Source organism: Streptomyces sp. NPDC005794 (genome assembly GCF_042871445.1).
GTDB lineage: Bacteria > Actinomycetota > Actinomycetes > Streptomycetales > Streptomycetaceae > Streptomyces.
In genome coordinates this window covers 224,297-251,061 of record NZ_JBIAIN010000013.1, presented here as the reverse complement: position 1 = coordinate 251,061, position 26,765 = coordinate 224,297, and the positions used below count along the sequence as shown (strand labels likewise).

At 71.7% G+C, this 26,765-nt stretch carries 27 protein-coding genes and 1 tRNA gene; 19 read left to right on the top strand and 9 right to left on the bottom strand.

Annotation, left to right across the window (positions count from 1 at the left end; genetic code table 11):
* The coding region (locus tag ACFYQ5_RS22495) for an alpha/beta fold hydrolase (RefSeq protein ID WP_389199772.1) at positions 1 to 355 on the top strand (355 nt) is incomplete at its 5' end.
* Positions 356 to 623: 268 nt separating this feature from the next.
* Here the strand turns inward: ACFYQ5_RS22495 and ACFYQ5_RS22490 are convergent.
* A tRNA-Leu gene (locus tag ACFYQ5_RS22490) sits at positions 624 to 711 on the bottom strand.
* A 182-nt stretch (positions 712 to 893) separates the two neighbouring features.
* Here ACFYQ5_RS22490 and ACFYQ5_RS22485 point away from each other — a divergent pair.
* The 3 genes from ACFYQ5_RS22485 (at position 894) to ACFYQ5_RS22475 (ending at position 3,510) form a co-directional block, all read left to right on the top strand.
* Positions 894 to 2,228 carry a M20/M25/M40 family metallo-hydrolase gene (locus tag ACFYQ5_RS22485; RefSeq protein ID WP_389199770.1) on the top strand — a complete coding sequence of 445 codons (1,335 nt, stop codon included), beginning with the start codon at positions 894 to 896 and terminating at the stop codon, positions 2,226 to 2,228.
* Between the two features lie 144 nt (positions 2,229 to 2,372).
* Positions 2,373 to 2,606, top strand: a complete 234-nt coding sequence (gene chpH, locus ACFYQ5_RS22480) for a chaplin ChpH (protein ID WP_389199768.1) — start codon at positions 2,373 to 2,375, stop codon at positions 2,604 to 2,606.
* A 139-nt stretch (positions 2,607 to 2,745) separates the two neighbouring features.
* Complete coding sequence (locus ACFYQ5_RS22475; RefSeq protein WP_389199767.1) at positions 2,746 to 3,510, top strand: chaplin family protein; 765 nt, start codon at positions 2,746 to 2,748, stop codon at positions 3,508 to 3,510.
* Positions 3,511 to 3,568: 58 nt separating this feature from the next.
* On the opposite strand, the gene ACFYQ5_RS22470 is transcribed toward ACFYQ5_RS22475, so the two are convergent.
* Positions 3,569 to 3,757: a DUF5703 family protein gene (locus tag ACFYQ5_RS22470; RefSeq protein ID WP_053930948.1), complete on the bottom strand. Its 189-nt coding sequence runs from the start codon at positions 3,755 to 3,757 to the stop codon at positions 3,569 to 3,571.
* Between the two features lie 47 nt (positions 3,758 to 3,804).
* Between ACFYQ5_RS22470 and ACFYQ5_RS22465 the strand changes: the two genes are divergently transcribed.
* On the top strand, positions 3,805 to 4,464 hold the full coding sequence (locus ACFYQ5_RS22465) for a hypothetical protein (RefSeq protein ID WP_389199765.1): 660 nt from the start codon (positions 3,805 to 3,807) through the stop codon (positions 4,462 to 4,464).
* A gap of 60 nt (positions 4,465 to 4,524) precedes the next feature.
* Here ACFYQ5_RS22465 and ACFYQ5_RS22460 read toward each other — a convergent pair whose 3' ends face one another.
* Both ACFYQ5_RS22460 and ACFYQ5_RS22455 read right to left on the bottom strand, forming a co-directional pair.
* Complete coding sequence (locus ACFYQ5_RS22460; protein ID WP_389199763.1) at positions 4,525 to 6,750, bottom strand: helix-hairpin-helix domain-containing protein; 2,226 nt, start codon at positions 6,748 to 6,750, stop codon at positions 4,525 to 4,527.
* Entirely contained in the window at positions 6,747 to 7,730 is a 984-nt protein-coding gene (locus tag ACFYQ5_RS22455; RefSeq protein WP_389199761.1) for an aldo/keto reductase, read from the bottom strand. Before ACFYQ5_RS22455 ends, ACFYQ5_RS22460 begins: the two co-directional genes overlap by 4 nt.
* A gap of 144 nt (positions 7,731 to 7,874) precedes the next feature.
* Here ACFYQ5_RS22455 and ACFYQ5_RS22450 point away from each other — a divergent pair, with 144 nt between their 5' ends.
* Together ACFYQ5_RS22450 and ACFYQ5_RS22445 are read left to right on the top strand one after the other, a co-directional pair.
* The gene (locus ACFYQ5_RS22450) at positions 7,875 to 8,927 is read left to right on the top strand and encodes an LLM class F420-dependent oxidoreductase (protein WP_389199760.1); all 1,053 of its coding nucleotides are present in this window, start codon (positions 7,875 to 7,877) and stop codon (positions 8,925 to 8,927) included.
* 241 nt (positions 8,928 to 9,168) lie between these two features.
* Positions 9,169 to 9,957 (top strand): ferritin-like domain-containing protein, encoded by a 789-nt coding sequence (locus tag ACFYQ5_RS22445; RefSeq protein WP_389199759.1) that lies wholly within the window; start codon positions 9,169 to 9,171, stop codon positions 9,955 to 9,957.
* Between the two features lie 30 nt (positions 9,958 to 9,987).
* Here ACFYQ5_RS22445 and ACFYQ5_RS22440 read toward each other — a convergent pair whose 3' ends face one another.
* The gene (locus tag ACFYQ5_RS22440; protein WP_389199757.1) at positions 9,988 to 10,974 is read right to left on the bottom strand and encodes a magnesium and cobalt transport protein CorA; all 987 of its coding nucleotides are present in this window, start codon (positions 10,972 to 10,974) and stop codon (positions 9,988 to 9,990) included.
* 52 nt (positions 10,975 to 11,026) lie between these two features.
* On the opposite strand from ACFYQ5_RS22440, the gene ACFYQ5_RS22435 reads away from it, so the two are divergent.
* The 4 genes from ACFYQ5_RS22435 to mshC all read left to right on the top strand — a co-directional run bounded on the left by ACFYQ5_RS22435 (position 11,027) and on the right by mshC (position 14,654).
* On the top strand, positions 11,027 to 11,737 hold the full coding sequence (locus ACFYQ5_RS22435; RefSeq protein ID WP_389199756.1) for a histidine phosphatase family protein: 711 nt from the start codon (positions 11,027 to 11,029) through the stop codon (positions 11,735 to 11,737).
* A 107-nt stretch (positions 11,738 to 11,844) separates the two neighbouring features.
* Positions 11,845 to 12,435: a DUF3090 domain-containing protein gene (locus ACFYQ5_RS22430; RefSeq protein WP_351283252.1), complete on the top strand. Its 591-nt coding sequence runs from the start codon at positions 11,845 to 11,847 to the stop codon at positions 12,433 to 12,435.
* Positions 12,399 to 13,271 (top strand): SCO1664 family protein, encoded by an 873-nt coding sequence (locus ACFYQ5_RS22425; RefSeq protein ID WP_389199754.1) that lies wholly within the window; start codon positions 12,399 to 12,401, stop codon positions 13,269 to 13,271. The genes ACFYQ5_RS22430 and ACFYQ5_RS22425 overlap by 37 nt, the downstream gene beginning before the upstream one ends.
* 153 nt (positions 13,272 to 13,424) lie before the next feature.
* On the top strand, positions 13,425 to 14,654 hold the full coding sequence (gene mshC / locus ACFYQ5_RS22420) for a cysteine--1-D-myo-inosityl 2-amino-2-deoxy-alpha-D-glucopyranoside ligase (protein WP_389199752.1): 1,230 nt from the start codon (positions 13,425 to 13,427) through the stop codon (positions 14,652 to 14,654).
* Between the two features lie 88 nt (positions 14,655 to 14,742).
* Here the strand turns inward: mshC and ACFYQ5_RS22415 are convergent, their stop codons facing one another.
* Positions 14,743 to 15,789, bottom strand: coding sequence for a PAC2 family protein (locus tag ACFYQ5_RS22415; protein ID WP_389199751.1), 1,047 nt, complete (start codon positions 15,787 to 15,789; stop codon positions 14,743 to 14,745).
* A 230-nt stretch (positions 15,790 to 16,019) separates the two neighbouring features.
* Here ACFYQ5_RS22415 and ACFYQ5_RS22410 point away from each other — a divergent pair, with 230 nt between their 5' ends.
* Positions 16,020 to 17,339, top strand: a complete 1,320-nt coding sequence (locus ACFYQ5_RS22410; RefSeq protein WP_389199749.1) for an L-fuconate dehydratase — start codon at positions 16,020 to 16,022, stop codon at positions 17,337 to 17,339.
* Positions 17,339 to 18,127: an SDR family NAD(P)-dependent oxidoreductase gene (locus ACFYQ5_RS22405; RefSeq protein WP_389199747.1), complete on the top strand. Its 789-nt coding sequence runs from the start codon at positions 17,339 to 17,341 to the stop codon at positions 18,125 to 18,127. Before ACFYQ5_RS22410 ends, ACFYQ5_RS22405 begins: the two co-directional genes overlap by 1 nt.
* Here ACFYQ5_RS22405 and ACFYQ5_RS22400 read toward each other — a convergent pair.
* Together ACFYQ5_RS22400 and ACFYQ5_RS22395 are read right to left on the bottom strand one after the other, a co-directional pair.
* Complete coding sequence (locus ACFYQ5_RS22400; RefSeq protein WP_389199745.1) at positions 18,116 to 18,787, bottom strand: FadR/GntR family transcriptional regulator; 672 nt, start codon at positions 18,785 to 18,787, stop codon at positions 18,116 to 18,118. The two genes, ACFYQ5_RS22405 and ACFYQ5_RS22400, sit on opposite strands and share 12 nt — an antisense overlap.
* A gap of 80 nt (positions 18,788 to 18,867) precedes the next feature.
* Entirely contained in the window at positions 18,868 to 19,764 is an 897-nt protein-coding gene (locus ACFYQ5_RS22395) for a LysR family transcriptional regulator (RefSeq protein WP_389199741.1), read from the bottom strand.
* A gap of 121 nt (positions 19,765 to 19,885) precedes the next feature.
* On the opposite strand from ACFYQ5_RS22395, the gene ACFYQ5_RS22390 reads away from it, so the two are divergent.
* The 6 genes from ACFYQ5_RS22390 to ACFYQ5_RS22365 all read left to right on the top strand — a co-directional run bounded on the left by ACFYQ5_RS22390 (position 19,886) and on the right by ACFYQ5_RS22365 (position 25,618).
* The gene (locus ACFYQ5_RS22390; RefSeq protein ID WP_360371294.1) at positions 19,886 to 19,969 is read left to right on the top strand and encodes a putative leader peptide; all 84 of its coding nucleotides are present in this window, start codon (positions 19,886 to 19,888) and stop codon (positions 19,967 to 19,969) included.
* A 282-nt stretch (positions 19,970 to 20,251) separates the two neighbouring features.
* On the top strand, positions 20,252 to 21,373 hold the full coding sequence (sfnG, locus tag ACFYQ5_RS22385) for a dimethylsulfone monooxygenase SfnG (RefSeq protein ID WP_389199739.1): 1,122 nt from the start codon (positions 20,252 to 20,254) through the stop codon (positions 21,371 to 21,373).
* Positions 21,374 to 21,422: 49 nt separating this feature from the next.
* Positions 21,423 to 22,640, top strand: a complete 1,218-nt coding sequence (locus tag ACFYQ5_RS22380; RefSeq protein WP_389199738.1) for an acyl-CoA dehydrogenase family protein — start codon at positions 21,423 to 21,425, stop codon at positions 22,638 to 22,640.
* A 69-nt stretch (positions 22,641 to 22,709) separates the two neighbouring features.
* Positions 22,710 to 23,264 (top strand): NADPH-dependent FMN reductase, encoded by a 555-nt coding sequence (gene ssuE, locus ACFYQ5_RS22375; protein WP_389199736.1) that lies wholly within the window; start codon positions 22,710 to 22,712, stop codon positions 23,262 to 23,264.
* On the top strand, positions 23,257 to 24,438 hold the full coding sequence (locus tag ACFYQ5_RS22370) for an SfnB family sulfur acquisition oxidoreductase (RefSeq protein ID WP_389199734.1): 1,182 nt from the start codon (positions 23,257 to 23,259) through the stop codon (positions 24,436 to 24,438). Before ssuE ends, ACFYQ5_RS22370 begins: the two co-directional genes overlap by 8 nt.
* A gap of 22 nt (positions 24,439 to 24,460) precedes the next feature.
* Complete coding sequence (locus ACFYQ5_RS22365; RefSeq protein ID WP_389199732.1) at positions 24,461 to 25,618, top strand: LLM class flavin-dependent oxidoreductase; 1,158 nt, start codon at positions 24,461 to 24,463, stop codon at positions 25,616 to 25,618.
* 52 nt (positions 25,619 to 25,670) lie between these two features.
* Here the strand turns inward: ACFYQ5_RS22365 and ACFYQ5_RS22360 are convergent, their stop codons facing one another.
* Complete coding sequence (locus ACFYQ5_RS22360; RefSeq protein WP_389199730.1) at positions 25,671 to 26,729, bottom strand: LLM class flavin-dependent oxidoreductase; 1,059 nt, start codon at positions 26,727 to 26,729, stop codon at positions 25,671 to 25,673.
* Positions 26,730 to 26,765: the final 36 nt, after the last annotated feature.

The following is a 26,765-nucleotide window of genomic DNA, read 5'->3' as shown; positions in this document are numbered from 1 at the left end:
GCAGGTGGTCACCCGGGACGACGCCACCGGCGACCTCGTCGTCAAGGTCGTGAACGCACAGGCGGCGGACGCCAGGACCCGGATCGACCTGGGGGTCTCGCTTCCCGGCCGGAGGAAAAGCTTCTGCCACCCCGCCGATCATGGAGTCAGGGTGCCCTGGATGACCGCCATGACCCTGCGGGGTACCGACGTCTGCACCCCCGTCGCGGACGCCGAGGCGATCCAGCGCCTCGTCCCCCACGCCACTCCGGCCGTCATCGAGGAGGCCGGGCATCTGCCCGGCGCCGGGCAGCCCGGACGCCTCAACACCGTCCTGCTGGACTTCCTCACCGGGCAGGTGCCCGTCCATGACTGAGCCGCACCCTCTTCTGACTCGCTTCATCGAGCCTGCCACCGCCGTATCCCGCCGTGCGACGGCGGCGTGACGGCAGTGCCTGCACTGTCCGGTGGCCTGGAGTGCTGCGTCGCCTTCACCGGACACGCGGTCACCGCCACCGCCCTGACCGCCGCCGACAGCCGTGCCCGACAGCCTGCGGTTTCACCCCGACCCGGGGATCGCTCGGCGGATGGTCACGCCACAGTCCGGGAAAACAGAAAAACCCCAGAAGGACTGGGGTTTCTGCTGGTGTCCGAGGGGGGACTTGAACCCCCACGCCCGATAAAGGGCACTAGCACCTCAAGCTAGCGCGTCTGCCATTCCGCCACCCGGACCGGGTGTGTCTTCCGGGGCCTCGCCCCTTCCGACGTGGAAAACCATAGCAAACATTCGGGGGTGCTCGATCACGCGCCTGGGCATGTGAAAGACGCATGCCGAGAGCCGGGCGGCCTTGGGTGTGCGGAGCCGGCGCGCGAGGATGAGAGGAAGCACCACCGCGACAGTGGAAGGAAGCAGCGTGAGCGAGACCAACACGGCCCGGGCAGGCATCGGCGAGACCGCCGAGAATGAGGTCGTGGACCTCTGTCGTGACCTGATCCGGATCGACACCAGCAACTACGGCGACCACTCGGGCCCCGGGGAGCGGGCCGCCGCCGAGTACATCGCCGAGAAGCTCGCCGAGGTCGGGCTGGAGCCGAGGATCATCGAGTCCCACAAGGGCCGTGCCTCCACCGTGGCCCGGATCGAGGGCGAGGACCCGTCCAAGCCGGCGCTGCTGATCCACGGGCACACCGACGTCGTGCCGGCCAACGCGGCGGACTGGACGCACGATCCGTTCTCCGGGGAGATCGCGGACGGGTGCGTATGGGGCCGTGGCGCGGTCGACATGAAGGACATGGACGCGATGACCCTCGCGGTCGTACGTGACCGCATGCGCAGCGGCCGCAAGCCCCCGCGCGACATCGTGCTGGCCTTCCTCGCCGACGAGGAGGCGGGTGGCACGTACGGGGCCCGCCACCTCGTCGACCACCACCGGGACCTGTTCGACGGCGTCACCGAGGCGATCGGCGAGGTCGGCGGCTTCTCGTTCACCGTCAACGAGAACCTGCGGCTCTACCTGGTGGAGACCGCGCAGAAGGGCATGCACTGGATGCGGCTCACCGTGGACGGCACCGCCGGGCACGGGTCGATGACCAACGACGACAACGCCATCACCGAGCTCTGCGAGGCGGTCGGCCGGCTCGGACGGCACAAGTGGCCGGTCAGGGTGACCAAGACCGTGCGGTCCTTCCTGGACGAGCTGTCCGACGCGCTGGGCACACCGCTCGACCCGGAGGACATGGACGCGACGCTCGCCAAGCTCGGCGGGATCGCCAAGATGGTCGGCGCCACCCTGCGGAACTCCGCCGCCCCCACCATGCTCGGTGCCGGCTACAAGGTGAACGTGATCCCCGGACAGGCCACCGCGCACGTGGACGGGCGCTTCCTGCCCGGTTACGAGGAAGAGTTCCTGGCCGACCTCGACCGGATCCTCGGGCCGCGGGTGAAGCGCGAGGACGTGCACGGCGACAAGGCGCTGGAGACCGGCTTCGACGGCTCCCTGGTGGACGCGATCCAGCTCGCGCTCAAGGCCGAGGACCCGATCGCCCGTGCCGTGCCCTACATGCTGTCGGGCGGTACCGACGCGAAGTCCTTCGACGACCTGGGCATCCGCTGCTTCGGCTTCGCCCCGCTGAAGCTGCCGCCGGAGCTGGACTTCGCGGGCATGTTCCACGGTGTGGACGAGCGGGTTCCGGTGGACGGCCTGAAGTTCGGTGCCCGGGTGCTCGACCGGTTCATCGACCACTCCTGACCGCGCCCCGACCGAATTCGCCAGCTTGTACGCACCTCACCGGAAAGGGTGAATGGGGCTGCTCGCTCGTAGCCACGTCACTCCCTCCTCGTTACACGTGATGCGGTCCGCGGCTGGGACCGCACTTATTCAACAGGAGGAATAATGATCAAGAAGGTCGTCGCTATCGCGGCTGCTACCGGTGGTCTCGTGCTCGCGGGTGCGGGTATGGCTTCCGCTGACGCCGGTGCCCAGGGTGCCGCCATCGGCAGCCCCGGCGTGCTCTCGGGCAACGTCGTTCAGGTACCGGTCCACGTTCCGGTGAACGTCTGCGGCAACACGGTTTCTGTGGTCGGGCTGCTGAACCCCGCCTTCGGCAACACCTGCGTCAACGCGTGACGATGCGCGTCAACCCGTGAGGGTGTGAGTCCGGTCGGCCCCGGAGTGCGCGCCATGCACTCCGGGGCCGATGGGCGTTCGGTCCCGCGCACGGCTGTGTCCGGGGCATTTCGGTAGGCAGAAGGCAGGAAGACAACCTATGCGACAGGTCACACGCAAAGGCCTGATCACCATGGCGGCGGCGGGCGGCGTGCTCGCGCTCGGTGGCGGTTACGCGCACGCCGACGCGGGTGCGGCCGGCGGCGCGTCGAATTCACCGGGCGTGCTCTCGGGAAATTCGATCCAGGTCCCGATCGACGTACCCGTCAACGTGTGCGGAAACTCCGTGGACGTCGGCGGTCTGCTCAATCCCACGAGTGGAAACGACTGCGGAAACGGATCTTCGGATGCCGATCACGCGTACACCTCGGACGGCGGTTCCTCGTCCGGACACGGCTCCGGGAGCCAGGCGTCCGGGCACGAGGACGTGTACGACAACGGGGCGGGGACGGGCCGGCACCGTGGGTCCGGGACCTCGGCCCAGGCGGAGACGACCGGTTCCCCCGGGATCCTCTCCGGCAACCAGGTGCAGGCACCGGTCGAGATCCCGGTGAATCTCTGCGGCAACAGCGTGACCATCGGCGGACTGCTCAACCCGGTCTTCGGCAACGACTGCGAGAACGACGCGGAGACGGCCCCGCCTCCCGTCGTGCCGCAGACGCCGCACACGCCGCAGACGCCGCACACACCGGAGAAGCCGGCCACGCCGGACGCGCCTCCGGTTCCCGAGACCCAGCTCGTGGCGGGCGAGCAGCTCGCGCACACCGGTGGGGGCGGGCTCGATCTGCTCATCCCGGCGAGCGCGGGCCTGCTGCTCGCCGGCGCGGGCACGGTTCTGTACCGACGTTCGCGGAGCGCCGCATAGCGGTATCGCGACATCCGGTGTGACGAGCGGGTTCCGCGTGCGCGGAGCCCGCTCGCTGCTACCAGGTGGGCCGGAGCTGGCGGATGATGCGGCGGCGCAGCCGCACCCGGCGGCTGCCGTCACGGCGCAGCGTCAGCCGGTCCAACTCCCAGTGCCCGTACTCGGCATGGTCGGTCAGCAGTCGGGCCGCCTCCTTGCGGGACACCCCGCGCGGCACGTACACGTCGATGAATTCGTATTCCGGCATCGCATCTATTGTGCGGGCAGACCCCTGGTACGGATAGCGTCTGTCCTATGTCTGATGCTGCGCAGCCCACCGCTGCCGAGGTACGCGCCGCCGCCGATGCAGTCAAAACCGCGCTCGACCGCCACCTCCAGGCAGTCGAGCGCCGTACCGGGGACGACGACCCCGCTGTCTACGACGCGTTCAACGCACTGGCCGCTGCGGCCGAGGTCTACGACGAACTGCTCTACGACCGCTACGACGAGGTCACCCCCTTCGAGATCCCTTCCGCGGAGGACTCCCTCCCGCCCTACGCGGGACCGGAGGAGCCGCACGCCGTCAGCGTGCTGATCAGGCGCGACTACGCGGTGGCGGAGCCCGCGCGACTGCTCGCCCAGGCACAGCGGCTCGCCGACCTCGATCCCGACGGGCACGAGGGCGACGCCCTGCCGACCGCCGGCGCCGGTGTGCACGCCGCGCTGGGGGTGGTGTTCGGCGAGTACGAGGCGGACGAAATCGCTTCCCGGCACAAGGAGTTCGGCCTGGAGGAGGGGGACTCCACGCTCTGGGTCTCCGCCGCGGAGGAGCTTCCCGCGCCGGGGGAGTGGCTGGGGGCACCGTTCGACGAGGCGGATCCCGCCATGGTGGTCTGCCGCTTCGACGTCAGCTCGGTCTTCGACGAGGACGAACTGGACGAGGACGCGGACGACGACGTCCCGGACCACTCCTGATCCCACCGTCCGACGGCCCCCGGCGCGCAGCGCACCGTGGCCGTCGGACACTCCGGGGGCCTACGAGGCGTCCGGAGTGGGCAGCGCCTCCAGCAGCGGGCGCAGCCGGGTCGTCCGCTCCTGGGCCGGGACCTCGGCCACCGCGCGGGGCAGGGCCTGGTCCACGCCGTGCACCACGGAGAGGTGCTGCTCCCCACGGCTGAAAGCCGTGTACACCCAGGGCCTGCTGAGCCCCTGCGCGGCGTCCCCGGGCAGTACGACGACAGCGGCGGGCCAGCGCATCCCGGCCGCCTGGTGGGCGCTGAGCGCCCAGCTGTGGCGTACCGAGGTCTCCACCCGGTCCGGCGGTACGACGACGGGGGTGCCCGCACAGTCCAGGTGCAGGCCCTCCTCGTCGGCCGAAACGACCGAGCCGGGCACCGCCCTGCCGGGGGCGGGGACATGGACCACGCGATCACCGGGGTCGAAACCACCGAACCGTCCCGGCCCCGGATTGAGCCGCTGCTTGAGCGCCGCGTTCAGCGCCTTCGTGCCCGCCGAGCCGCCGTGCCCGACCGTGATCACCTGGGTGTCGGAGGAGGCTACGCCGATGGCGCGCGGCACCGAGTCGGCCACCAGCTGCACCGTGCGGTGGACGGCCTCCCCCGCGTCCCGGACGGGCACGATCACCACTTCCCTGCCGGGGGCCTCGACCTGGGTGAGCTCTCCGATGCCGATGCCGGAGACCAGCTCGCCGATCGGCCCGGGGTCGGGTGTGCGCGAGACCACGTGCGGGCAGGCGCGCGCCGCGATCACATCGGCGAACACCCGGCCGGCACCGGCCGATCCGAGCACTCCCGGGTCTCCGCTCAGGATCAGCCGTGTCCCGTCGGCGAGGGACTCCACCAGCATCGCGGCCGTCTCCACGTCGAGCTGAGGGGCGTCCAGCACGACCAGCACGTCGAGAGCGAACGCGCCGTCCGCGTCCCGGCCGGGCCCGCCCTCGCCGGAGAGCAGGGCGGAGAGCGTGACGGCGGACCCCGGATCACCGACGGCGTCCGCCAGCCTGTGCCGGCCGTCCGCGCTGTGGGCGGTGCCCAGGGCCCGGAGACCGAGGCCGTGCGCGGCGGCGATGAGCGCGGCGGGTTCGGCCCGGGCGGCCTCGCCGCCGCTGTGGGCCACCAGGCCCGCGGTCGCGGCCGCCCGGATCAGCTCGCCCGCCGAAGGGGTCGGGGCGGCGGCAGCGGCGTCCGTCCAGTCGGCGCCCTTCTCGCAGGAGTTGACCAGCCGGGCCAGACCGTCGGCGAGGGCCTCCTCGGCCAGGGCGTACCGGTCGAGCCCGAGCAGGACCCGCACCGGCTCGTCGTCGGCCCGCGCCTCGCCCTCGGACGTCTCGTCGGCCTCGTCGGTCTGCTCCGGCTCCGTGGCGTCGGCGTCGTCCTGGAAGACCAGCACGACGCCCTCGGCGACGGCGTGCTGGACGGCCTCCCCGGGATCGGCCACCGAGAACGCGGCCAGCGCGGTGCGCACCTCTTCGGCGTCCTGCGCGGTGTGGCCCCGCAGGGCGGCCCGCTCCAGCAGCCAGCCCACCAGGGCCGCCGTACGCCGCTCGTCGTCGGGACCGCACTCCGCGCCCAGCAGCGCCCGCGCGAAGCCGTCCGCCTGCTCGGGCCGTACCCCGGGCACGGACAGCAGTTGCCACGGGTCTTCCCGCAGGATCCCGGCCGCCCCTTCGCCGAGCGTCGCCGCCGTCGGGCGTGCCAGGGCCTCGGGTGCCCCGCCTTCGGCGAGCACAGCCGCGACCGAGGCCGCGGCCTCGGGGGACGCGGCCCGAGGCTCCGGCTGCTCGGGGGCCCGGGAGGAACGGCCGTGTGCGGCCGGGGCGGCAGGGGCCGCCCGGCGGGGAGCCGGCTGCGACGCGGGGGAGTCGAAGAAGGCGGCGCCCGGCTTCTCGCCGCTCTCCACCGCGCGGACCGCCGCGAGCAGATCCGCGGCCGGACCGCTCAGCTTCGTACCGGCCGGGATGGGTCCTTCCTTCTCGGCCTTGCGCTGCTCGATCCGCTCGCGCAGCTCGCGCTGTGCGGCCAGCTCCGCCTCGGCCTCCGACAGCGCGGGTGCCGCGGGGGCGTCGGGGGCCTGCTCCAGGTCCTGCGCGCCCTCCGCACCGTCGTCCGCCCCGTCCGCTCTCCCGGCGGCGCCCTCGTCGGACGTGCCGGGTGTGTCGGCGGCCCGGTGGCCGGCGTCCTCGCCGGACTCGTGGTCCTCGGCCGCGGGGTCCGGGGCTTCTCCCCGGGGATGCGCAGTCACAGCGTGCTCCAGTCCTGGTCGGGATAGCGGTGCACGGGCGCCGACACATCGTCGAGCGCCTGGCAGATCTCGTCAGGAAGACTAAGCGCCTCCACTGACAAAGCCTCGGTCAGCTGCTGCGCGTTGCGCGCCCCGACGACCGGAGCCACCACCCCCGGCCGGTCCCGAACCCAGGCGAGCGCGATCTGGAGGGGCGTCGTGGCGAGGCCGTCGGCAGCCGTGGCCACCGCGTCCACGATCCTGCTCGCCGCCTCGTCGAGGTACGGCTCGACGAACGGAGCCAGGTGCTCGGAGGCGCCACGCGAGTCGGACGGGGTGCCGGTGCGGTACTTGCCGGTCAGCACCCCGCGACCGAGCGGGGACGACGGCAGCAGCCCCACCCCGAGATCCAGCGCGGCCGGCAGCACCTCCCGCTCGACGCCCCGCTGCAGCAGGGAGTACTCCATCTGCGTACTGGCCAGCCGGCTGCGCTGCCCGGGCGCGGCGAGCTGCCACGTGGCCGCCTTGGCCAGCTGCCAGCCGCTGAAGTTGGACACTCCGGCATATCTGACGCGCCCCGACGACACGGCCAGGTCCACCGCCTGCAGGGTCTCGTCCAGCGGTGTCACAGGGTCGAAGGCGTGGATCTGCCACAGATCGACGTAGTCCGTCCCGAGCCGTCGCAGGGACGCGTCGAGCGCGGCGAGCAGATGCCCACGCGAGCCGTCGAAGCGACGGTAGGGATCGGGCACGCTGCCCGCCTTGGTCGCGATGACCAGATCCTGCCGTGGCACCAGGCTGTCCAGGAGACGCCCCAGCAGGTATTCCGCCTCCCCGGCGCCGTACACGTCGGCGGTGTCGACGAGGGTGCCGCCCACGTCCCAGAAGGCCTTGAGCTGGCCGGCTGCGTCGTGTTCGTCGGTGTCCCGGCCCCAGGTGAGGGTGCCCAGCCCGATCCGGGACACGCGAAGGCCGGTACGGCCGAGATGCCTCTGCTCCATGGGCGCTGAGATTACTGGCCAAGGCCCCACGGGGTGGAAGCCTGGGGGCAACGGGGGTTCCCGGGCGAGCCTGCCGGATTCCGGCGCCCCGCGCTAGAGTCCCGCCCAACAGGAACGTTACTGATCAGTAGAGGGAGTGTGGGTATGCGGCTCGGCATCAATCTCGGTTACTGGGGTGCGGGCATGGACGGCGACAACCTCGCCGTGGCCCAGGAGGCCGACCGGCTCGGCTACGACGTCTGCTGGGCGGCCGAGGCATACGGCTCCGACGTGCCGACGGTGCTGGCCTGGGTCGCGGCCCGGACCGAGTCCATCGACGTGGGCTCCGCGATCATGCAGATCCCGGCCCGTCAGCCCGCCATGACGGCCATGACCGCCGCCACCCTCGACTCGCTCTCCGGAGGCCGTTTCCGCCTCGGTCTCGGCGTCTCCGGACCGCAGGTCTCCGAGGGCTGGTACGGCGTCAAGTTCGACAAGCCGCTGGCCCGCACACGCGAGTACGTCGAGATCGTGCGCAGGGCGATGTCCCGGGAGCGGCTGTCCTACGAGGGCGAACACTGGACGCTGCCGCTGCCCGACGGCCCCGGTAAGCCCATCAAGCTGACCGTCCACCCGCAGCGCGAGCACATCCCGCTCTACATCGCCGCGATCGGTCCGAAGAACCTCGAGCAGACCGGCGAGATCGCCGACGGCGCCCTGCTGATCTTCCCGTCCGCCGAACACCTGGAGGAGACCGCGGTGAAGCACCTGCGGGCCGGGCGGGAGAAGGCCGGGAAGACGATGGACGGCTTCGACGTCTGTCCCACCCTGCCGCTGGCGATCGGCGACGACATCAACGGCCTCGCCGACATGTTCCGCCCGTACACCGCGCTCTACGTCGGCGGCATGGGCAGCCGCAAGCAGAACTTCTACAACCAGCTCGCCCGGCGCATGGGATACGAGAAGGAAGCCGCCGAGATCCAGGACAAGTACCTGGCGGGCGACAAGGCCGGTGCCGCCGCCGCCGTGCCGCACCAGCTCATCGACCGGACCACGCTGCTCGGCTCGGTGGACCGGATCGCCGACCGGATGCAGGCGTACGCGGCCGTGGGTGTCACGACCCTGACCCTCGCCCCGGCGGGCTTCACGCTCGACGAACGGCTCGCGGCCCTGCGCGCCGGCACCGACGCCCTGGAGCGCTCCGGCCTCGCCGCGTAACGACCGGGCGCAGCACTACGGCCGTGGTGGGGGCTCGGGGGTCCTCCCCGCCACGGCCGTCGTACGGAACAACGCGCCGCACGGCTCCCGGGTTACGCCCCCTGCCTCTCACGGGGCGCCCGGGCAGGTCCGGCGGCCGTCCGGCGCCCGATCGGCCCTGCCCGGCCCTGCTCGTGTTGCCTACCGCCGCGTACCGCATTTGACTGTGCCTCTGCGGACACCGGCGCGAAAGGCGGCAGTGATGCTCTCGGCAAAGGGCCTGTTCCAGGAGATCCTCGACAACGACGAGTCGTTCCGGCTGTTCTGCTCCATCGCCGCCGGCGGGGAGTCCCAGGGCGGCTGGGAGAACGGGCGGATCGCCGCGCTCGTCCCCCCGGAGCTGCGCGAGCTGGCGCCCAAGGTCGCCCGGCACGGTGCCGACGAGGACAAGCACGGCCGGATCTTCAACGCCCTTCTGAAGCAGCGCGGACTCCAGCCCGTGGAGGTGCCGTACGAGACCGACTACACCCTCCTGCTGGAGCGCCACGGCATCGGTCTCGCCCATGACCGGCTCAGCCGCGAGGAGCGGCTCACCGAGCGGGACATCATCGTCTACCTGGCGCACAGCAGGGTCACCGAACAGCGCGCCTCCGAACAGATGCGGCTCCTGGTCAAGCACTTCGCCGACCACCCCGTCCTCGGCCGCGCCGTGAAGATGATCTCCCGCGACGAGGACCACCATCTCGCGTACTGCCACGAGGAACTCCTCCGCTTCGCCCGGGCCGGACACGGCCGGACGATCCAGTCCGTGCTGCGGGAGTGCGCCCGGGCCGAGATCCGCGTGTACCGCGACGTCAGCCTCGCCGTGATGAGCCACATGGGCTCCGTGCTGCGCTGGCCCCGCCCCAAGGCCGCCGCACTGGCCGCGGGCATCCACACGATGTACGCCTACGAGCGACTGGTGGGCTGGCGGCGCATGGTGAGCCTCGAACAGCCCGCCCTGCGCGACGCACTGGGCGGCCCGGCCGTACCCGAGACCGAGTACGCCTGAGACCGGGTACGCCCCGGACGGGTGCCCGCCCTACAGCCAGCCGCGGCGCTTGAACAGGCGGTACAGTCCGGTGACCGTGAAGCCCATCAGCGCGATCACCGCCGGGTAGGTCCACACCTGGTCGAGCTCCGGCATGTGGGTGAAGTTCATGCCGTAGATCCCGGCCACCATGGTCGGCACGGCGGCCATCGCGGCCCACGCCGAGATCTTCCGCATGTCGTCGTTCTGCCGGACACCCACCTGTGCCAGATGCGCGGACAGGATGTCCGAGAGCAGCCGGTCGAGTCCTTCCACATGCTCCACGGCACGCGTCAGGTGGTCGTTCACGTCCCGGAAGAACGGCTGCGAACCGGCGTCGACGAACGGCACGCCCGCGCTCGACAGCCGCGCCATCGGTGCGCTGAGCGGATTGGTCGCCCGGCGGAATTCGAGCACCTGGCGCTTGAAGGTGTAGATGCCCGCCGCCGTGTTCTTGGAGTCCCCGGACCCGGCCGGAGCGAAGACCTGGGTCTCCAGCTCCTCCAGGTCGGTCTGGAGCTCTGCCGCGACCTCGATGTAGTGGTCCACCACCGCGTCGCTGACCGCGTAGAGCACCGACGTGGGCCCGTGCCTGAGGACTTCGGGCTCGGCCTCCAGCCGGCGCCGTACCGCCGCGAGGGGCGCGCCCTCGCCGTGCCGCACCGTCACCACGAAGGAGTCCCCGATGAACAGCATCAGCTCACCGGCGCTCACCGTGTCGCTCTCCGGCTCGTAGACCACCGGCTTGATGACGACGAACAGTGAGTCGTCGTAGATCTCCAGCTTGGGCCGCTGATGGGCGCACAGGGCGTCCTCCACCGCCAGCGGATGCAGCGCGAACTCGCTGCTGACCAGGTCGAACTCCTTCTCCGTCGGCTCGTGCAGCCCGATCCAGACGAAGGCGTCCCCGGCGGCCCGTGCCTCGTCGAGGGCATCGGAGAAGTCGGCGGGACCTTCGGTCCGGCGCCCGTCCTGGTAAATCCCGCAGTCGACGATCACCCGCGCATTGTTCCCTGCCGCGCACCCTTCACGCACCTCTACGCTGGCAGGTATGCCCACGCTCATCCTTGTACGTCACGGACGCTCGACCGCCAACACCTCCGGAGTGCTCGCGGGCCGGACCCCAGGTGTCTCCCTCGACGAACGCGGCGCCGGACAGGCCGCCGCGCTGCCCGGCCGGCTGGCCGCACTCCCGCTCGTGGCGGCGGTCAGCAGCCCGCTGCAGCGCTGCCGCGAGACGCTCCAGCCGCTTCTCGACGCCCGCCCGGACCTCGCGCTGCACACCGAGGACCGGATCAGTGAGTGCGACTACGGGGACTGGTCGGGGCGCAAGCTCGCCGAACTCTCCGACGAACCACTGATGAAGGTCGTCCAGCAGCACCCCTCCGCCGCCGCCTTTCCCGGCGGTGAGTCCATGCGGGCCATGCAGGCGCGGGCCGTCGAAGCGGTGCGGGACTGGAACGACCGCGTCGAGGCGGAGCACGGCGAGGACGCCACGTACGTGATGTGTTCGCACGGCGACATCATCAAGTCACTCGTCGCCGACGCCCTCGGCATGCACCTCGACCTCTTCCAGCGCATCCAGGCCGACCCGTGTTCGGTCACCGCGATCCGCTACACCCGGCTGCGCCCGTTCCTCCTCCGCCTCGGCGACACCGGAGACTTCGCGTCCCTGATGCCGCGTGAACAGGCCATCGGGGCCGACGCGGCCGCGGACACGGCAACGGATGCGGCGGTCGGGGGCGGCGCTGGGGCACCGTGATCGCTCCGGGCAGTAGGGTGGACGCGCTGTAGAGGCCCTGTGGGAGATCCCGTGGGGCCCCGGCGCCCCGCCCCCATCCGCCCTCACATTCTCAAGGGAGACAGGACGTGTCCCGTCAGGTGTTCCTCTACGACCCACCGGACCGTTTCGTGGCCGGCACGGTCGGGCTGCCTGGCCGCCGTACGTTTTTCCTGCAGGCATCCTCGCGGGGACGGGTCACGAGTGTGGCCCTGGAGAAGACCCAGGTTTCCGCGCTGGCCGAACGGATCGACGAACTCCTCGACGAGGTGGTCCGGCGGACCGGCGGCAACTCACCGGTGCCCGCCGTGGCACCCATGGACGTCACCGACACCGCGCCGCTCGACGTCCCCGTCGAGGAGGAGTTCAGGGTCGGCACGATGGCGCTCGCCTGGGACGGCGAGGAGCAGCGCATGATCGTCGAGGCGCAGGCACTCGTCGAACTGGACGCCGACTCCGAGGACGACCTCGCGGAGGCCGAGGAGAAGCTCCTGCAGGACGAGGAGAACGGCCCGCCGATGCTGCGCGTCCGGCTGAGCGGAGCTCAGGCGCGGGCGTTCGCCAAACGCGCGCTGGACGTCGTGAACGCGGGCCGGCCGCCCTGCCCGCTGTGCAGCCTCCCCCTCGACCCGGAAGGACACGTATGCCCGCGCCAGAACGGATACCGTCGCGGGGCCTGACGGAGGACGGGGTGCGCACCCTGCTCGCCGAGGGGGAGCTCACGGTCCTCGGACAGGTCCGGGGTGCGTCGAACGCGGTGCTGTACTGCACGGTCACCCACGAGGGCGAGGCACGCCCCTGTGTCTACAAGCCGGTCGCCGGCGAGCAGCCGCTGTGGGACTTCCCGGACGGCACGCTGGCCCGGCGCGAGGTCGCGGCGTACGAGATCTCCGAGGCCACCGGCTGGGGACTCGTGCCCCCCACGGTCCTGCGGGAGGGCCCCTACGGCGAGGGGATGTGCCAGCTGTGGATCGAGGCGGAGCGCGACGAGGGCGCCGACGTCACCGACGGTGACCGGCCGGCCGACGGGCTGCCGCCGCTCCTCGCCCTCGTCGAGGGCGACGAGCCGGGGGACGGCTGGAAGGCCGTCGGGTTCGCCGAGGTGGGGGAGGGGAAGACAGCCCTGCTGGTGCACGCCGACGATCCCCGGCTGCGCAGGCTCGCGGTCCTGGACGCGGTGATCAACAACGGTGACCGCAAGGGCGGGCACCTCCTCCCCGCACCCGGCGGGCGGCTGTACGGCATCGACCACGGCGTCACCTTCAACGCCGACGACAAGCTGCGGACGCTGCTCTGGGGGTGGGCCGGCGAGCCGCTGACGGCAGAGGCCGCCGAGGTGCTCGACCGGCTGTCCGCCGGCCTGGAACCGGGAGCGGTGCTCACCACCCGGTTGGCGGAACTGATCACCGCGGCGGAGATCGACGCCCTGCGCGGCCGGGTGGAGAACATCCGCAGGACCGGCCGCCACCCCCAGCCGAGCGGCGACTGGCCATCCATTCCGTGGCCGCCCGTGTAACGGCCCCGGCCGCGAATCAGGCCTGTCCGGTGTTCGAGGACCGTGTTCGGGGAGGGGGCTAGGGGAAAACCTCCGCGCCCGCAAGACCGCCTCTTCGGCCATGATCTGCCATCCGGTTCGTATCCGGAAGCATCGTCCGGTTACGCTCATGACATGCATGCCTGGCCCGCTTCTGAGGTCCCCGCCCTGCCTGGCAAGGGCCGCGACCTTCGGATCCACGACACCGCGACCGGCGGACGGATCACGCTTGACCCCGGTCCCGTCGCCCGCATATACGTCTGCGGCATCACGCCGTACGACGCGACCCACATGGGTCATGCGGCGACCTACAACGCGTTCGACCTCGTTCAGCGCGTGTGGCTCGACACCAAGCGGCAGGTTCACTACGTCCAGAACGTGACCGACGTGGATGATCCGCTGCTGGAGCGGGCCGTACGCGACGGCGAGGACTGGACCGAGCTCGCCGAGCGCGAGACGGCCCTCTTCCGGGAGGACATGACCGCCCTGCGCATGCTCCCCCCGAAGCACTACATCGGGGCGGTCGAGGCGATACCCGGCATCGTCCCGCTCGTGGAACGTCTCCGCGACGCGGGCGCCGCCTACGAACTCGACGGCGACGTGTACTTCTCCGTCGAGTGCGACCCGCACTTCGGCGAGGTCTCCGGCCTCGACGCCGAGGCCATGCGACTGCTCTCCGCCGAGCGTGGCGGGGACCCGGAGCGCCCCGGCAAGAAGAACCCGCTCGACCCGATGCTCTGGATGGCCGCCCGCGAGGGCGAGCCGAGCTGGGACGGCGGCACCCTCGGCCGCGGCAGGCCCGGCTGGCACATCGAGTGCGTCGCCATCGCGCTGGACCACCTGGGCATGACCTTCGACGTCCAGGGCGGCGGCTCCGACCTCGCCTTCCCGCACCACGAGATGGGCGCCTCGCACGCCCAGGTGCTGACCGGCCAGCACCCCTTCGCCCGCGCCTACGTACACGCCGGCATGGTCGCCCTGAACGGCGAGAAGATGTCCAAGTCCAAGGGCAACCTCGTCTTCGTGTCGGCACTGCGCCGGGACGACGTGGACCCCGCCGCGATCAGGCTCGCGCTGCTCGCGAACCACTACAGGTCCGACTGGGAGTGGACCGACCAGGTGCTCGAGGACGCCCTCGAGCGTCTCGCCCGGTGGCGCGCCGCCGTCTCCCGGCCCGACGGACTCGCCGCCGACGCCCTGGTCGAGGAGGTCCGGGAGGCCCTGGCCGACGACCTGGACGCCCCGGCCGCACTCGCCGCCGTGGACCGCTGGGCCGCCCGGCAGAACTCGGACGGCGGCACGGACGAGGGTGCGCCCGGTCTCGTCTCACGTACCGTCGACGCCCTGCTGGGCGTCGCGCTGTAGCAACCCTCAGGAAACCGACAAACCGACGAACGGCCCCGGACCACGCGAAGACACGCGGTCCGGGGCCGTTTCACGCCTCTGGCGGGAGTCAGTCGTCCGAGGCGTCCTCGTCCGGTCCTGCGGGCGGCGGCGGATCCTCGGGCGAGGCACCCCCGTCGGCGTCCTTGGACCGGCCCCTGCCCTTCTCCGGACGCGGCGGCTTCGGCGGCCTCGTGCGACCGCTGGAGGTGTCCCGCAGATACGGCACCTCACCGCTCTCCGTGGCGTGACCGCCGGGCCCCTGGCCGGGGCCGCCGATGTCCCTGCGCCGCAGGTACCGCTCGAACTCCCGGGCAATGGCCTCGCCGGACGCCTCGGGAAGCTCCGCGGTGTCCCGCGCCTCCTCCAGCGTCTGCACGTACTCCGCGACCTCGCTGTCCTCCGCGGCCAGCTGATCGACGCCGAGCTGCCAGGCACGGGCGTCCTCGGGCAGCTCGCCCAGCGGGATCCGCAGCCCGAGCAGATCCTCGAGACGGTTCAGGAGCGCCAGCGTCGCCTTCGGGTTCGGCGGCTGCGACACGTAGTGGGGCACCGCCGCCCACAGGCTCACCGCGGGCACCCCCGCGTGCGTACAGGCCTCCTGGAGGATGCCCACGATGCCGGTCGGACCCTCGTACCGGGTCTCCTCCAGATCCATGGTCCTTGCCAGGTCCGGGTCCGAGGTGACCCCGCTGACGGGCACCGGCCTGGTGTGCGGGGTGTCGCCGAGCAGCGCCCCCAGGATGACGACCATCTCGACGCCCAGCTCATGGGCGAAGCCCAGGATCTCGTTGCAGTACGAACGCCAGCGCATGGAGGGTTCGATGCCACGGATCAGCACCAGGTCACGGGGCTTCTCGCCGCCGACCCGGACCACGGAGAGCCGCGTGGTGGGCCAGGTGATCTTCCGCGTCCCACCGTCCAGCCACACCGTGGGCCGGTTGACCTGGAAGTCGTAGTAGTCCTCGGCGTCGAGCGCCGCGAAGACCTCGCCCTTCCACTCCCGGTCCAGATGCGCGACCGCTGTGGAGGCGGCGTCACCGGCGTCGTTCCAGCCCTCGAACGCGGCCACCATGACCGGGTCGATCAGCTCGGGTACCCCCTCGAGCTCGATCACCCAGGCCTCCTTCCGAAGTTCCCTTGTGTACGTACCAACCTTACGGCTTCCGCCCCGTTCCGACGCAGGGCGTTTGCGTGCGGAGGTGAAGCGTGCCACGCCTTGATTCATCCGAGCTGTCCCGATCGAAACTGATCAAACTTCGTCCGGACCCTGGACTGCGAGGCGCACTGGAGGCTATACATCGGATGACCGTTGAGAGATCCGATGTTATTCCCCTGGGGGCGCACATGAGTCTGACCGTCCTGGACTTCGAGGTCGACGACATCCGGTTTCCCACCTCGGAACAGCTGGACGGCTCGGACGCCATGAACCCCGACCCCGACTACTCCGCCGCCTATGTCGTCCTGCGCACGGACGGCGCGGGCGAGGAGGGGCACGGGTTCTGCTTCACCATCGGCCGCGGCAACGATGTCATGGCCGCGGCCATCGAGACCCTCAGGCCGTACGTGGTGGGGCGCCCCGCCCCGCGAACCGCCGCAGACCTGGCCGCCCTGTACCGGACGCTCACGCACGACTCCCAGCTGCGCTGGCTCGGCCCCGAGAAGGGCGTGATGCACATGGCGGCCGGAGCGGTCGTCAACGCGGCCTGGGACCTCGCGGCGGGACTCGCCGGGAAGCCCGTGTGGCAGTTCCTCGCGGAGATGACCCCGGAGGAGCTCGTCTCCCTGGTCGATTTCCGCTACCTCACGGACGCCCTCACCCCGCAGGAGGCACTCGACATCCTCCGCGCCGCGGAGCCGGGCCGTGCCGAGCGCACCGAGCGGCTGCTCGCCGAGGGCTATCCCGCGTACACCACCTCGCCCGGCTGGCTGGGTTACGACGACGACAAGCTCGTGCGCCTGGCCGAGGAGGCCGTCGCGGACGGATTCACCCAGATCAAGCTGAAGGTCGGCGCCGATCTGGGCGACGACGTCCGCAGGCTCGCGCTCACCCGCGAGGCCGTCGGCCCGGGCATCCGGATCGCCGTCGACGCCAACCAGCGCTGGGACGTGGCCGGAGCGGTGGAGTGGATGAACGCGCTCGCCCCGTACGACCCGTACTGGATCGAGGAGCCGACCAGCCCCGACGACGTGCTCGGCCACGCCGCCGTGCGCGCCGGGCAGCCGGTCAAGGTCGCCACCGGCGAACACATCGCCAACCGGGTCGTGTTCAAGCAACTGCTCCAGGCCGAAGCCGTCGACTTCGTCCAGATCGACGCCGCACGCGTCGCGGGTGTCAACGAGAACCTCGCGGTCCTGCTGCTCGCCGCCAAGTACGGTGTCCCGGTCTGCCCTCACGCGGGAGGCGTCGGCCTGTGCGAACTGGTCCAGCACCTCTCGATGTTCGACTACGTCGCGGTCTCCGGCAGCTGGGAGGACCGGGTCATCGAATACGTCGACCATCTCCACGAGCACTTCGCCGACCCGGCCGTCATCGCGGACGGCCGCTATGTCGCCCCCCGTGAACCGGGCTTCTCCGCCCGGATGCTTCCCGCCTCGATCGCCGCACACCGCTACCCGCAGGGCCCCGTCTGGCGGGCCCGCCGCACCCCCGAGGAGACCGCGTGATGGCCGGTACGCACGATTTCGACGGACTGTCCGCCCTGGTGACGGGCGGTGCGTCCGGTATCGGGGCCGCCGTGGCGACCCTGCTGCTCGCCCGCGGGGCGCGCGTCGCGGTGCTCGACCTCGATCCCGAGGGAGCTCCCGAGGGCGCGCTCGCCCTGGAGGCCGACGTGACGGACGACGACGCCGTACGGAACGCGGTCGACCGTGCCGCCGCGGAGCTGGGCGGCCTGCACACCCTGGTGTCCAACGCGGGGATCGGTTCGATCGGTACCGTCGAGGACAACACCGACGCGGAATGGACCCGCGTACTGGACATCAACGTGCTCGGCATGGTCCGCACCGCCCGCCACGCGCTGCCCCACCTGCGCCGTGCCGCCGCCGGCCGGCCCGGGGCCGTCTCGATCACCCAGACCTGCTCGGTCGCCGCGACCGCCGGCATCCCGCAGCGCGCGCTCTACAGCGCGAGCAAGGGTGCCGTGCTCTCCCTCACCCTCGCGATGGCCGCCGACCACGTCCGCGAGGGGATCAGGGTCAACTGCGTCAATCCCGGTACCGCGGACACCCCCTGGATCGGCCGGCTGCTCGGCCAGGCCGAGGACCCCGCGGCGGAGCGCGCCGCGCTCGACGCCCGGCAGCCGCTGGGACGGCTGGTGTCCGCCGACGAGGTGGCCGCCGCCGTCGTCTACCTGGCGAGCCCGGCGGCCGCGTCCGTCACCGGCACCGCGCTCGCCGTGGACGGAGGGATGCAGGGCCTGCGTCTGCGGCCGGCCGCACCCTCACAGGGTTGAGCGGAGCCACTGCTCCACGCTGGCCACGTGCACCGTCGCCCAGGACCGGGCAGCCTCGGCGTCCCGGTCCCGGAGCGCGGCAAGAATCGCCCGGTGCTCGCGCAGGGTGCGGCTGACGGCGTCCTCCTGGGTCAGCCCGCGCCACACCCTGGCCCGGGTGGTCGGGCCGGACAGACCGTCCAGCAGCGAGCACAGCACCGAATTGCCACAGGCCTGGACGATGCCCCGGTGGAACTCCAGGTCACCTGCGACCAGTTCCTCCACCGAGGGCTCGGGGCCCAGTGCGTCCAACTGGGCGCTCAGTGCGTCAAGTTGTTCTTCCGTGATGCGCGGTGCCGCCATCCCCGTGGCAGCCGGCTCCAGGATCCGGCGTACCGCGAAGAACTCCAGCACCGTGTCGTCGCGGTGGAAGTCCACCACGAAGCTGAGCGCCTCCAGGAGCAGTTGCGGGTCGAGGCTGGTGACATAGGTGCCGTCGCCCTGACGGACGTCGAGGATCCGGATCAGCGACAGGGCGCGCACCGCCTCGCGCAGCGAGTTACGCGACAGGCCGAGCTCGGCCGCGAGCTCGCTCTCCTTGGGGAGCCGGTCGCCCGGGGCCAGGGCACCCGAGACGATCATTCCCTTGATCTTCTCGATCGCTTCGTCGGTGACGGCCATGTGGGGCTCCTCGCGCACAAGACATCCGATGTATAGACCTCATTATGCGGCCCCCGGCCTGTGCCGCGCCCCCCGCCGGGTCACAGGCTCCGCGCACGCTCCACGAGGAGGCGGTGGAGATCGCGCGCCGCCCGCGGGACCGAGCCCGACCTGCGGCGCTGGAGCACCAGGAGAACGGCGGCGCCGGCGTCGTCGAGTGGCCGGCACACGAGGGTGCCGCTGCGTTCCAAGGGGTCGCCGACGACGCTGAAGTCGGGCAGCACGGTCGCCCCGAGACCCTCCGCCACCATCAGCTTGCCCATCTCCGCGCCGTCCGTGGAGTACGAGAAGGCGGGGGTACGGCCGGCGAGCAGCCGGTGCATGAACCGGTGCATGACGTAACCGGAGCGCATCACGATCAGCGGCTCCGCCAGGAGATCACTCACCCGGACCGTCTCCCGGGCCGCCAGAGGGCTGTCGGGGCGCATGCAGACCACGGCCCGCCCGCGCAGCAGCTCCGTCGTCTGGAAGTCGGGCGGCAGGTCGTCGCCCTGCAGGTAGTTGACGAGCCCGAGGTCGAAACTCCCCTCCAGGAGCGAGCGGTGGATCTCGCCCTGCTGCGCCCCGACGACCTCCACCTGGGTCTGGGGGTGACTCGCACGGAACTCGCGCACCGCCGGCACGAGCAGGGGGACCGTCGCCGCGTTGACCGTCCCGAGCCGGATCATCCGGCTGATGTGGTGCTGGTCGTCGGCTGCTTGCCGCAGCCGGTCGACCGCGTCGATCACACCGATGATGTGCGGCAGCAGCTCCCGGCCCTCGTCGCTGATCTTCGCCCCGGAGCGTCTGCGGTCCAGGAGATCCACCCCGAGCTCGCGTTCGAGGTTGCGCACGGTCTCGCTCAGCGCGGGCTGGGAGAGATGGAGCTCCTCGGCGGCCCGGCGCAGCGAACCCAGCCGTGTCACCGCCTCGATGTACTCGAGCTGTTCCACGCGCATGCCCACGCACCCCCAGGACCGGGACGGATACACCGGCGAGCCCCGGTGGAAGGGAAACCCTATCAACGGCTCGTGATTGCCTACTCGACTGCCGGCGCCGGAGGTGGCTAGTCTGACCGGTATGAAGGACCGACGGAATTTCACGCAGCGACGTCATATCGACCTCGCACGTGTCGCCAGTGCGTTCTGTTGTCGCGAAGTCTGAGGTTTCCTCCTTCGCGCTGTTCCACGCCGTCCTGACCAGGACGGCGCCGCCCGATTCCGGGACCCCTCCCCGCCGCTGACCCGGCATTCCTCGCCGACGCCCGTTCCGCCCCGCGCCGCACCGGCGCCCCGTGCCGCTCCGTGCCGCGCAGGGCCCTCCGCGCCGCTGCGCGCCGGTCCGTGCGCCGTGCCGCGCACTCCTGTGCCGTAGCGCACCGTCCTGTGCCGAGGACCGCCGGGCGCAGCCCACCCCTGCCCGCTTCCCCCGACTCCGGGAGTCCTCATGTCCGTTCCGCAGTCCGCCGACCCCGTGCGCTTCGCGTACTGGGTGCCCAATGTCAGCGGCGGCCTGGTCACCAGCCGCATCGAACAGCGCACCGACTGGGGCTACGACTACAACCGCGAGCTGGCCGTCCTCGCCGAGAACAACGGCTTCGACTACGCGCTCAGCCAGGTCCGCTACATGGCCAGCTACGGCGCCGAGTACCAGCACGAGTCGACGTCCTTCAGCCTCGCCCTGCTGCTGGCCACCGAGCGGCTCAAGGTCATCGCCGCCGTCCACCCCGGTCTCTGGCACCCGGGCGTACTGGCCAAGCTCGGCGCGACCGCCGACCACCTGTCCAAGGGGCGGTTCGCGGTCAACGTCGTCAGCGGCTGGTTCAAGGACGAGTTCACCGCGCTCGGCGAACCCTGGCTGGAGCACGACGAGCGCTACCGCCGCTCGGAGGAGTTCATCCGGGCCCTGCGCGCCGTCTGGACCGAGGACCACGCCGAGCTGGCCGGCGACTTCTACCGGATCCGGGACTTCTCCCTCAAACCCAAGCCGCTCAACACCGCCGAACGCCCGCACCCGGAGATCTTCCAGGGCGGCAACTCCACGGCCGCCCGCGCCATGGCCGGCCGCGTGTCCGACTGGTACTTCAGCAACGGCAAGGACTTCGACGGCGTCACCGACCAGATCCAGGACGTGGCCCGGTCCGCGGCCGCCGCGGGCCGCACCGCGCCGAAGTTCGGACTCAACGGCTTCCTCATCGCCCGTGACACCGAGGCCGAGGCCCGCGAGACCCTCCGGGAGATCGTCGCCAAGGCCGACTCCGAGGCCGTCGAGGGCTTCGGCGCCGCCGTCAAGCAGGCCGGACGGTCCGCCGCCGACGGCAAGGGCATGTGGCAGGACTCCTCCTTCGAGGACCTCGTCCAGTACAACGACGGCTTCCGCACGGGGCTGATCGGCACCCCGGAACAGATCGCCGAGCGGATCGTCGCCTACAAGCGGCTCGGCGTCGACCTCCTCCTCCTCGGCTTCCTGCACTACCTGGAGGAGGTCGAGTACTTCGGCAAGAAGGTGCTGCCCCTCGTCCGCGAACTGGAGGCCCAGCAGCCCGTTCCCGAACCCGCCCGCTCCTGAACCACCGCACACACCCGTACCGCACCACATCCACATGGAGAGGTCCACGATGAGCACCGTCGCACCCACCGACTGGCAGACCCGCCCCGCCCCCCAGGACGCCCAGGGCTGGATCGCCCGCGCCAACGAGGTCGCCGCGGTCCTGGCCACCGACGCCGCCGCCCGCGACAAGGCCGGCGCCACGCCCCACGCCGAGGTCCGGCTCCTGAAGGACTCCGGCCTCGTCACCCTCCTCGGCCCCGCGGAGCACGGCGGCGCCGGCCAGGACTGGACCACCGCCTACCGCGTCGTGCGAGAGGTCTCCAAGGCCGACGGCTCCATCGGCCAGCTCCTCGGCTACCACTACCTGTGGAACTGGGCCGCCCGCCTGGTCGGCACCCAGGAGCAGTGGGAGCACGTCGAGGCCGAAGCCGCCCGCAACCAGTGGTTCTTCGGCGGCGCCGTCAACCCGCGCGACAACGACGTGACCGTCACCGAGGACGGCGACGACCTCCTCTTCACCGGCCGCAAGACCTTCTCCACCGGCAGCAGGGTCTCCGACGTCACCGTGCTGGAAGGAGTCCTGGAGGGCACCGACACGCACGTCTTCGCCATCGTCCCCTCCGACAGCGAGGGGCTGACCTTCCACGACGACTGGGACAACATCGGACAGCGGCTCACCGAGAGCGGCGGCGTCACCCTCGACGGCGTACGCACCCCATGGTCCTCGGCCGCCGGATTCGTGGACAAGGAGTTCCGGCCCCGGACGTACAACACCCTCAACGTCCCCGTCATCCAGCTGGTCTTCGTCAGCTTCTACCTGGGCATCGCCGCCGGAGCCCTGGAGACGGCGGCCACGTACACCCGCACCAAGTCCCGCTCCTGGCTGCACGGCGGCTACGACAAGGCCGTCGACGAGCCGTACGTCATCGACATCTACGGCGACCTCACCGCGAAGCTCTGGGCCGTGGAGGCCCTGGCCGACGCCGTCGCCCTCGAAGGCCAGGAACTGCACGAGGACCCCGACGCCGTCACCGAGCAGAGCCGCGGCGCGTTCGAGGTCCGTGTCGCCGCGGTCAAGGCCCGTGCCACCGACGTCGCCCTGGAGGTCACCAGCAGGATCTTCGAGGTCACCGGTGCCCGTGCCACCGCCTCCGCCGAGGGCCTCGACCGCTTCTGGCGCAACGTCCGCACCCACACCCTGCACGACCCGGTCGCCTACAAGCGGCGCGAGGTCGGCCGGCACGTCCTCACCGGAGAGCTGCCCGAGCCCACCTGGTACTCCTGACCGCCGCCCGGCGTGCCCGTACCGCACGGGCACGCCGGGCCCCTGCCCGCCCTCATGGAAAGAGGCCCCATGGCCACCGTCCTGTCCGTCTCGGGAAGCCCCTCCGCCACCTCCCGCACCGCCCGGCTGCTGCGCCACCTCGACGCGCGGCTCGTCGCCCGGGGCCACACGGTCGTACCGCTCGACGTCCGCACACTGCCCGCCGACGCCCTGCTGCGCGCCGACTTCGGACACCCGGCGGTGGCCGGGGCCCTGGACCTGTTCGCCGCGGCCGACGGCGTCGTCATCGGCACACCCGTCTACAAGGCCGCCTACTCGGGCCTGCTGAAGTCCCTCCTCGACCTGCTCCCGCAGTACGCCCTGACCGGGAAGACCGTCCTGCCGCTCGCCACCGGCGGCAGCACCGCGCACGTCCTGGCCATCGACTACGCGCTGCGCCCGGTCCTCAGCTCGATGGGCGCCGCCCACATCACCCAGGGCTGGTTCGTCCTGGACCGGCACATCGCGGTGTCCGCCGACGGAGCCGTCACCGTCGACGCCGCCGACGACGAGGCGCTCGGCGCGATCGTCGACGGGTTCGCGGCCGCGCTCGAGAGCCCCACACCGGTGGCCGTCCATGGCTGAGATCATCCGCGACGCCGCCCAGGCGCTGAAGAAGGCCGCCGAACTGGCCGCGGAATTCCGCCCGGGAGCCCCACGGCGCGACGCCGAACGCCTGCTGCCCCGCGCCGAACTGGACAAGCTGTCCGCGTCCGGCCTGCTGGCCGTGACCGTCCCCGCGGACCACGGCGGCGCGGACGTCGGCGCGGTCACCCTCGCCCGGGTCTTCCGGCTGCTCGCCTCGGCCGACGCCAGCCTCGCGCAGATCCCCCAGAGCCACTTCGCGTACGTCAACGTGATCCGCAGACAGGGCACACCGGAGCAACAGGCCTTCTTCTACGGCGAACTGCTGGCCGGCAAGCGACTCGGCAACGCCCAGTCGGAGGCCGGCACCCGGCACATCCAGGACATCCGCACCCGGCTGGAACCCGCCCCCGACGGCTCGTACCTGCTGACCGGCGTGAAGAACTACGCGACCGGCGCCCTCTTCGCCGACTGGATCCCCGTGCTCGCCCTCGGCCCCGACGAGAAGCTGTACGTCGCCTACGTCCCGGCCGGCGCACCCGGCGTCACCGTCGTCGACGACTGGGACGGCATGGGCCAGCGCACCACCGCCAGCGGGACGGTGCGGCTGGAGGGTGTGCCGGTGCCCGCCGACCGGGTGTTCGCCCACCATCTGACCTTCGAGGGCCCTCAGCTGCACGGAGCGGTCGCGCAGTTGCTGCACGCCGCGATCGACGCCGGGATCGCGGCCGGGGCGCTGGCCGAAGCGGCGGACTTCGTCCGGACGAAGAGCCGCCCCTGGTTCGAGAGCGGGTACGACACCGCGGCCGAGGATCCCCTGCTCATCCAGCGGTTCGGCGAACTCGACCTCCGGGTACGGGCCACCGACGCGCTCCTGGACACGGCGGCCCGCGCAGTGGACACCGCCCAGGCCACCCTGACCGACGAGACCGCCGCAGAGGCGTCCCTCGCCGTCGCCGCCGCCAAGGTGTACGCGGCGGGCGCCGCCGTCGAGGTGGCGGGAGCCCTCTTCGAGGTGGCCGGCACCCGCTCCGCCCTCGACTCGCTCAATCTGCACCGGCACTGGCGTGACGCCCGCACCCACACCCTCCACGACCCGGCCCGCTGGAAGATCCAGCACCTCGGCCGCCACGCCCTCAACGGCACCCGCCCACCCCGCCACGGCCTGCTGTGACACCCCCGATCGGAGATCACCGGTGACTCTCACCTTCCACTGGTTCCTGCCCACCAACGGCGACAGCCGCCACGTCGTCGGAGGCGGCCACGGCACCCCCGTCACCGCGGCGGGCGGCGACCGCCCGCCGACCGTCCGCTACCTCGCCCAGATCGCCCGCGCCGCCGAGGACCTCGGCTTCGAGGGGGTCCTGACGCCCACCGGCGCCTGGTGCGAGGACGCCTGGCTGACCACCGCCATGGTCAGCCAGCACACCGAGCGGCTGAAGTTCCTGGTCGCCTTCCGGCCCGGCTTCGTCTCGCCCACGCTCGCCGCGCAGATGGCCGCCACCTATCAGCGCCAGACCGGGGGACGGCTGCTGCTCAACGTGGTGACGGGCGGGGAGAGCCACGAGCAGCGTGCCTACGGGGACTTCCTCGACAAGGACGCGCGCTACGCCCGTACCGGTGAGTTCCTGGAGATCGTCCGGGACCTGTGGGACGGCAGGACGGTGAATCTGAAGGGCGAGCACCTCACCGTCGAGGACGCCCGGCTCACCCGGGTTCCCGACCCGGTGCCCGAGGTGTACTTCGGCGGCTCCTCGCCCGCCGCCGGCGTGGTCGCGGCCCGGCACGCGGACGTCTACCTCACCTGGGGCGAAGCACCCGCCCAGGTCGCCGGGAAGATCGCCTGGATACGGGGGCTCGCCGAGCGCCAGGGACGCACCCCGCGCTTCGGTATCCGGCTGCACGTCATCGCCCGGGACACCTCCGAGCAGGCCTGGGCCGAGGCGGACCGCCTCCTGGCGGGCTTCGACCCCGCCACGGTGCGCTCCGTCCAGGAGGGTCTGGCCCGCAGCGAGTCCGACGGGCAGAAGCGGATGCTCGCCCTGCACGGCGGCAGCCGCGACGGCCTGGAGATCCACCCCAACCTGTGGGCGGGCATCGGCCTGGTCCGCGGCGGGGCGGGCACCGCGCTCGTCGGCAGCCACGAGGAGATCGCCGAGCGCATCGAGGAGTACCACCGCCTCGGCATCGACGAGTTCATCCTCTCCGGATACCCGCACCTGGAGGAGGCGTACTGGTTCGGCGAGGGCGTCCTGCCCCGGCTCGCGGCCCGCGGCCTCTGGGCCCACCCGGACGGCCCGGCCGATCCCGGCCCCGCCCAGGTCCCCTTCGCCGAGGCCCCGTCCGGGGCCTGAGGGCCGGGCCCCGGGCCCTGCGGGGCCCAGGGCCCGGGGCCCGGGCCCCGGGTCACTCCCAGAGCGTGGAGGCCGCCTCGCGCCGGAGGACCGGGGCGATCTCCTCGGCGAACCGCTCGAGCGTCTCCAGCTGTTCGCCGTGCGACAGGCCGAAACCGTCCACGGTGATCGACTGCAGGTCGTGCCGGTACACCGCGTGGTAGCCGAGGACCTTGTCGATGATCTGCTGAGGCGAGCCGATGAGCTGCGGCCCGTTCGTGATCGCGTCCTCGATCGTGCGGAACGGGGTGTTGTAGCCGGCCCTGCCTTCCAGGTGCGGCTTGAAGGACTGGGCGACCTTTGCCTCGTACAGCTCCTTGTAGCGCTCGACCGCCTGCCGCGGGGTGTCGGCGATCAGCAGCCCGCCCGACCCCGCCGCCACCCGTGCTCCCGCCGGGTCGTGCCCGTACGCCTCGAACCGCTCCCGGTAGTGGGCGATCAGCCGGGCGTACGCCTCACGGGGCTGGACCGCGTTGGCCGTGAAGAGCGGATCACCGTGCTTCGCCGCGAGTTCGGGGGAGTTGAGGCTGGTCGCCGAGCCGTGCCAGACGCGCGGCGCACCGGCGTACGGACGCGGCACGGTCGTCACGTTCTTCAGCGGCGGACGGAACTCGCCCTCCCAGTCCACCCCTTCCTCGGTCCACAGCCGCCGCAGCAGCTCGTACTTCTCTTTCTGCAGATCCCACTGCCGCCGCTCGTCCAGCCCGAACAGGTCGAAGTGACCGGCCTCCGCGCCCTTGCCCACGACCAGCTCGATCCGGCCCCGGGCGATCTGGTCGAGTGTCGCGAAGTCCTCCGCCACCCGTACCGGATCGAGGATCGCGACGACCGTGACCCCCGTCAGCAGTCGTATGGTGCTGGTCCGGGCGGCCAGCGCGCCCAGCACCACTCCGGGACTGGACGAGAGGAACGGCCCCGCGTGCCGCTCCCCGACCGCGTACGCGTCGAAGCCGAGGCGCTCCGCCGCCACCCCGGTCTCGATCACCTCGCGGAACCGTTCCGAGGCCGGGGGGAGCTCACCCGTCAACGGGTGCGGGGCGTGGCCGACGAGGGAGAGTACGGAGAACTTCACAGCGGTGGTTCCTTCCGTGGTGTGCCGGGGGAGTGG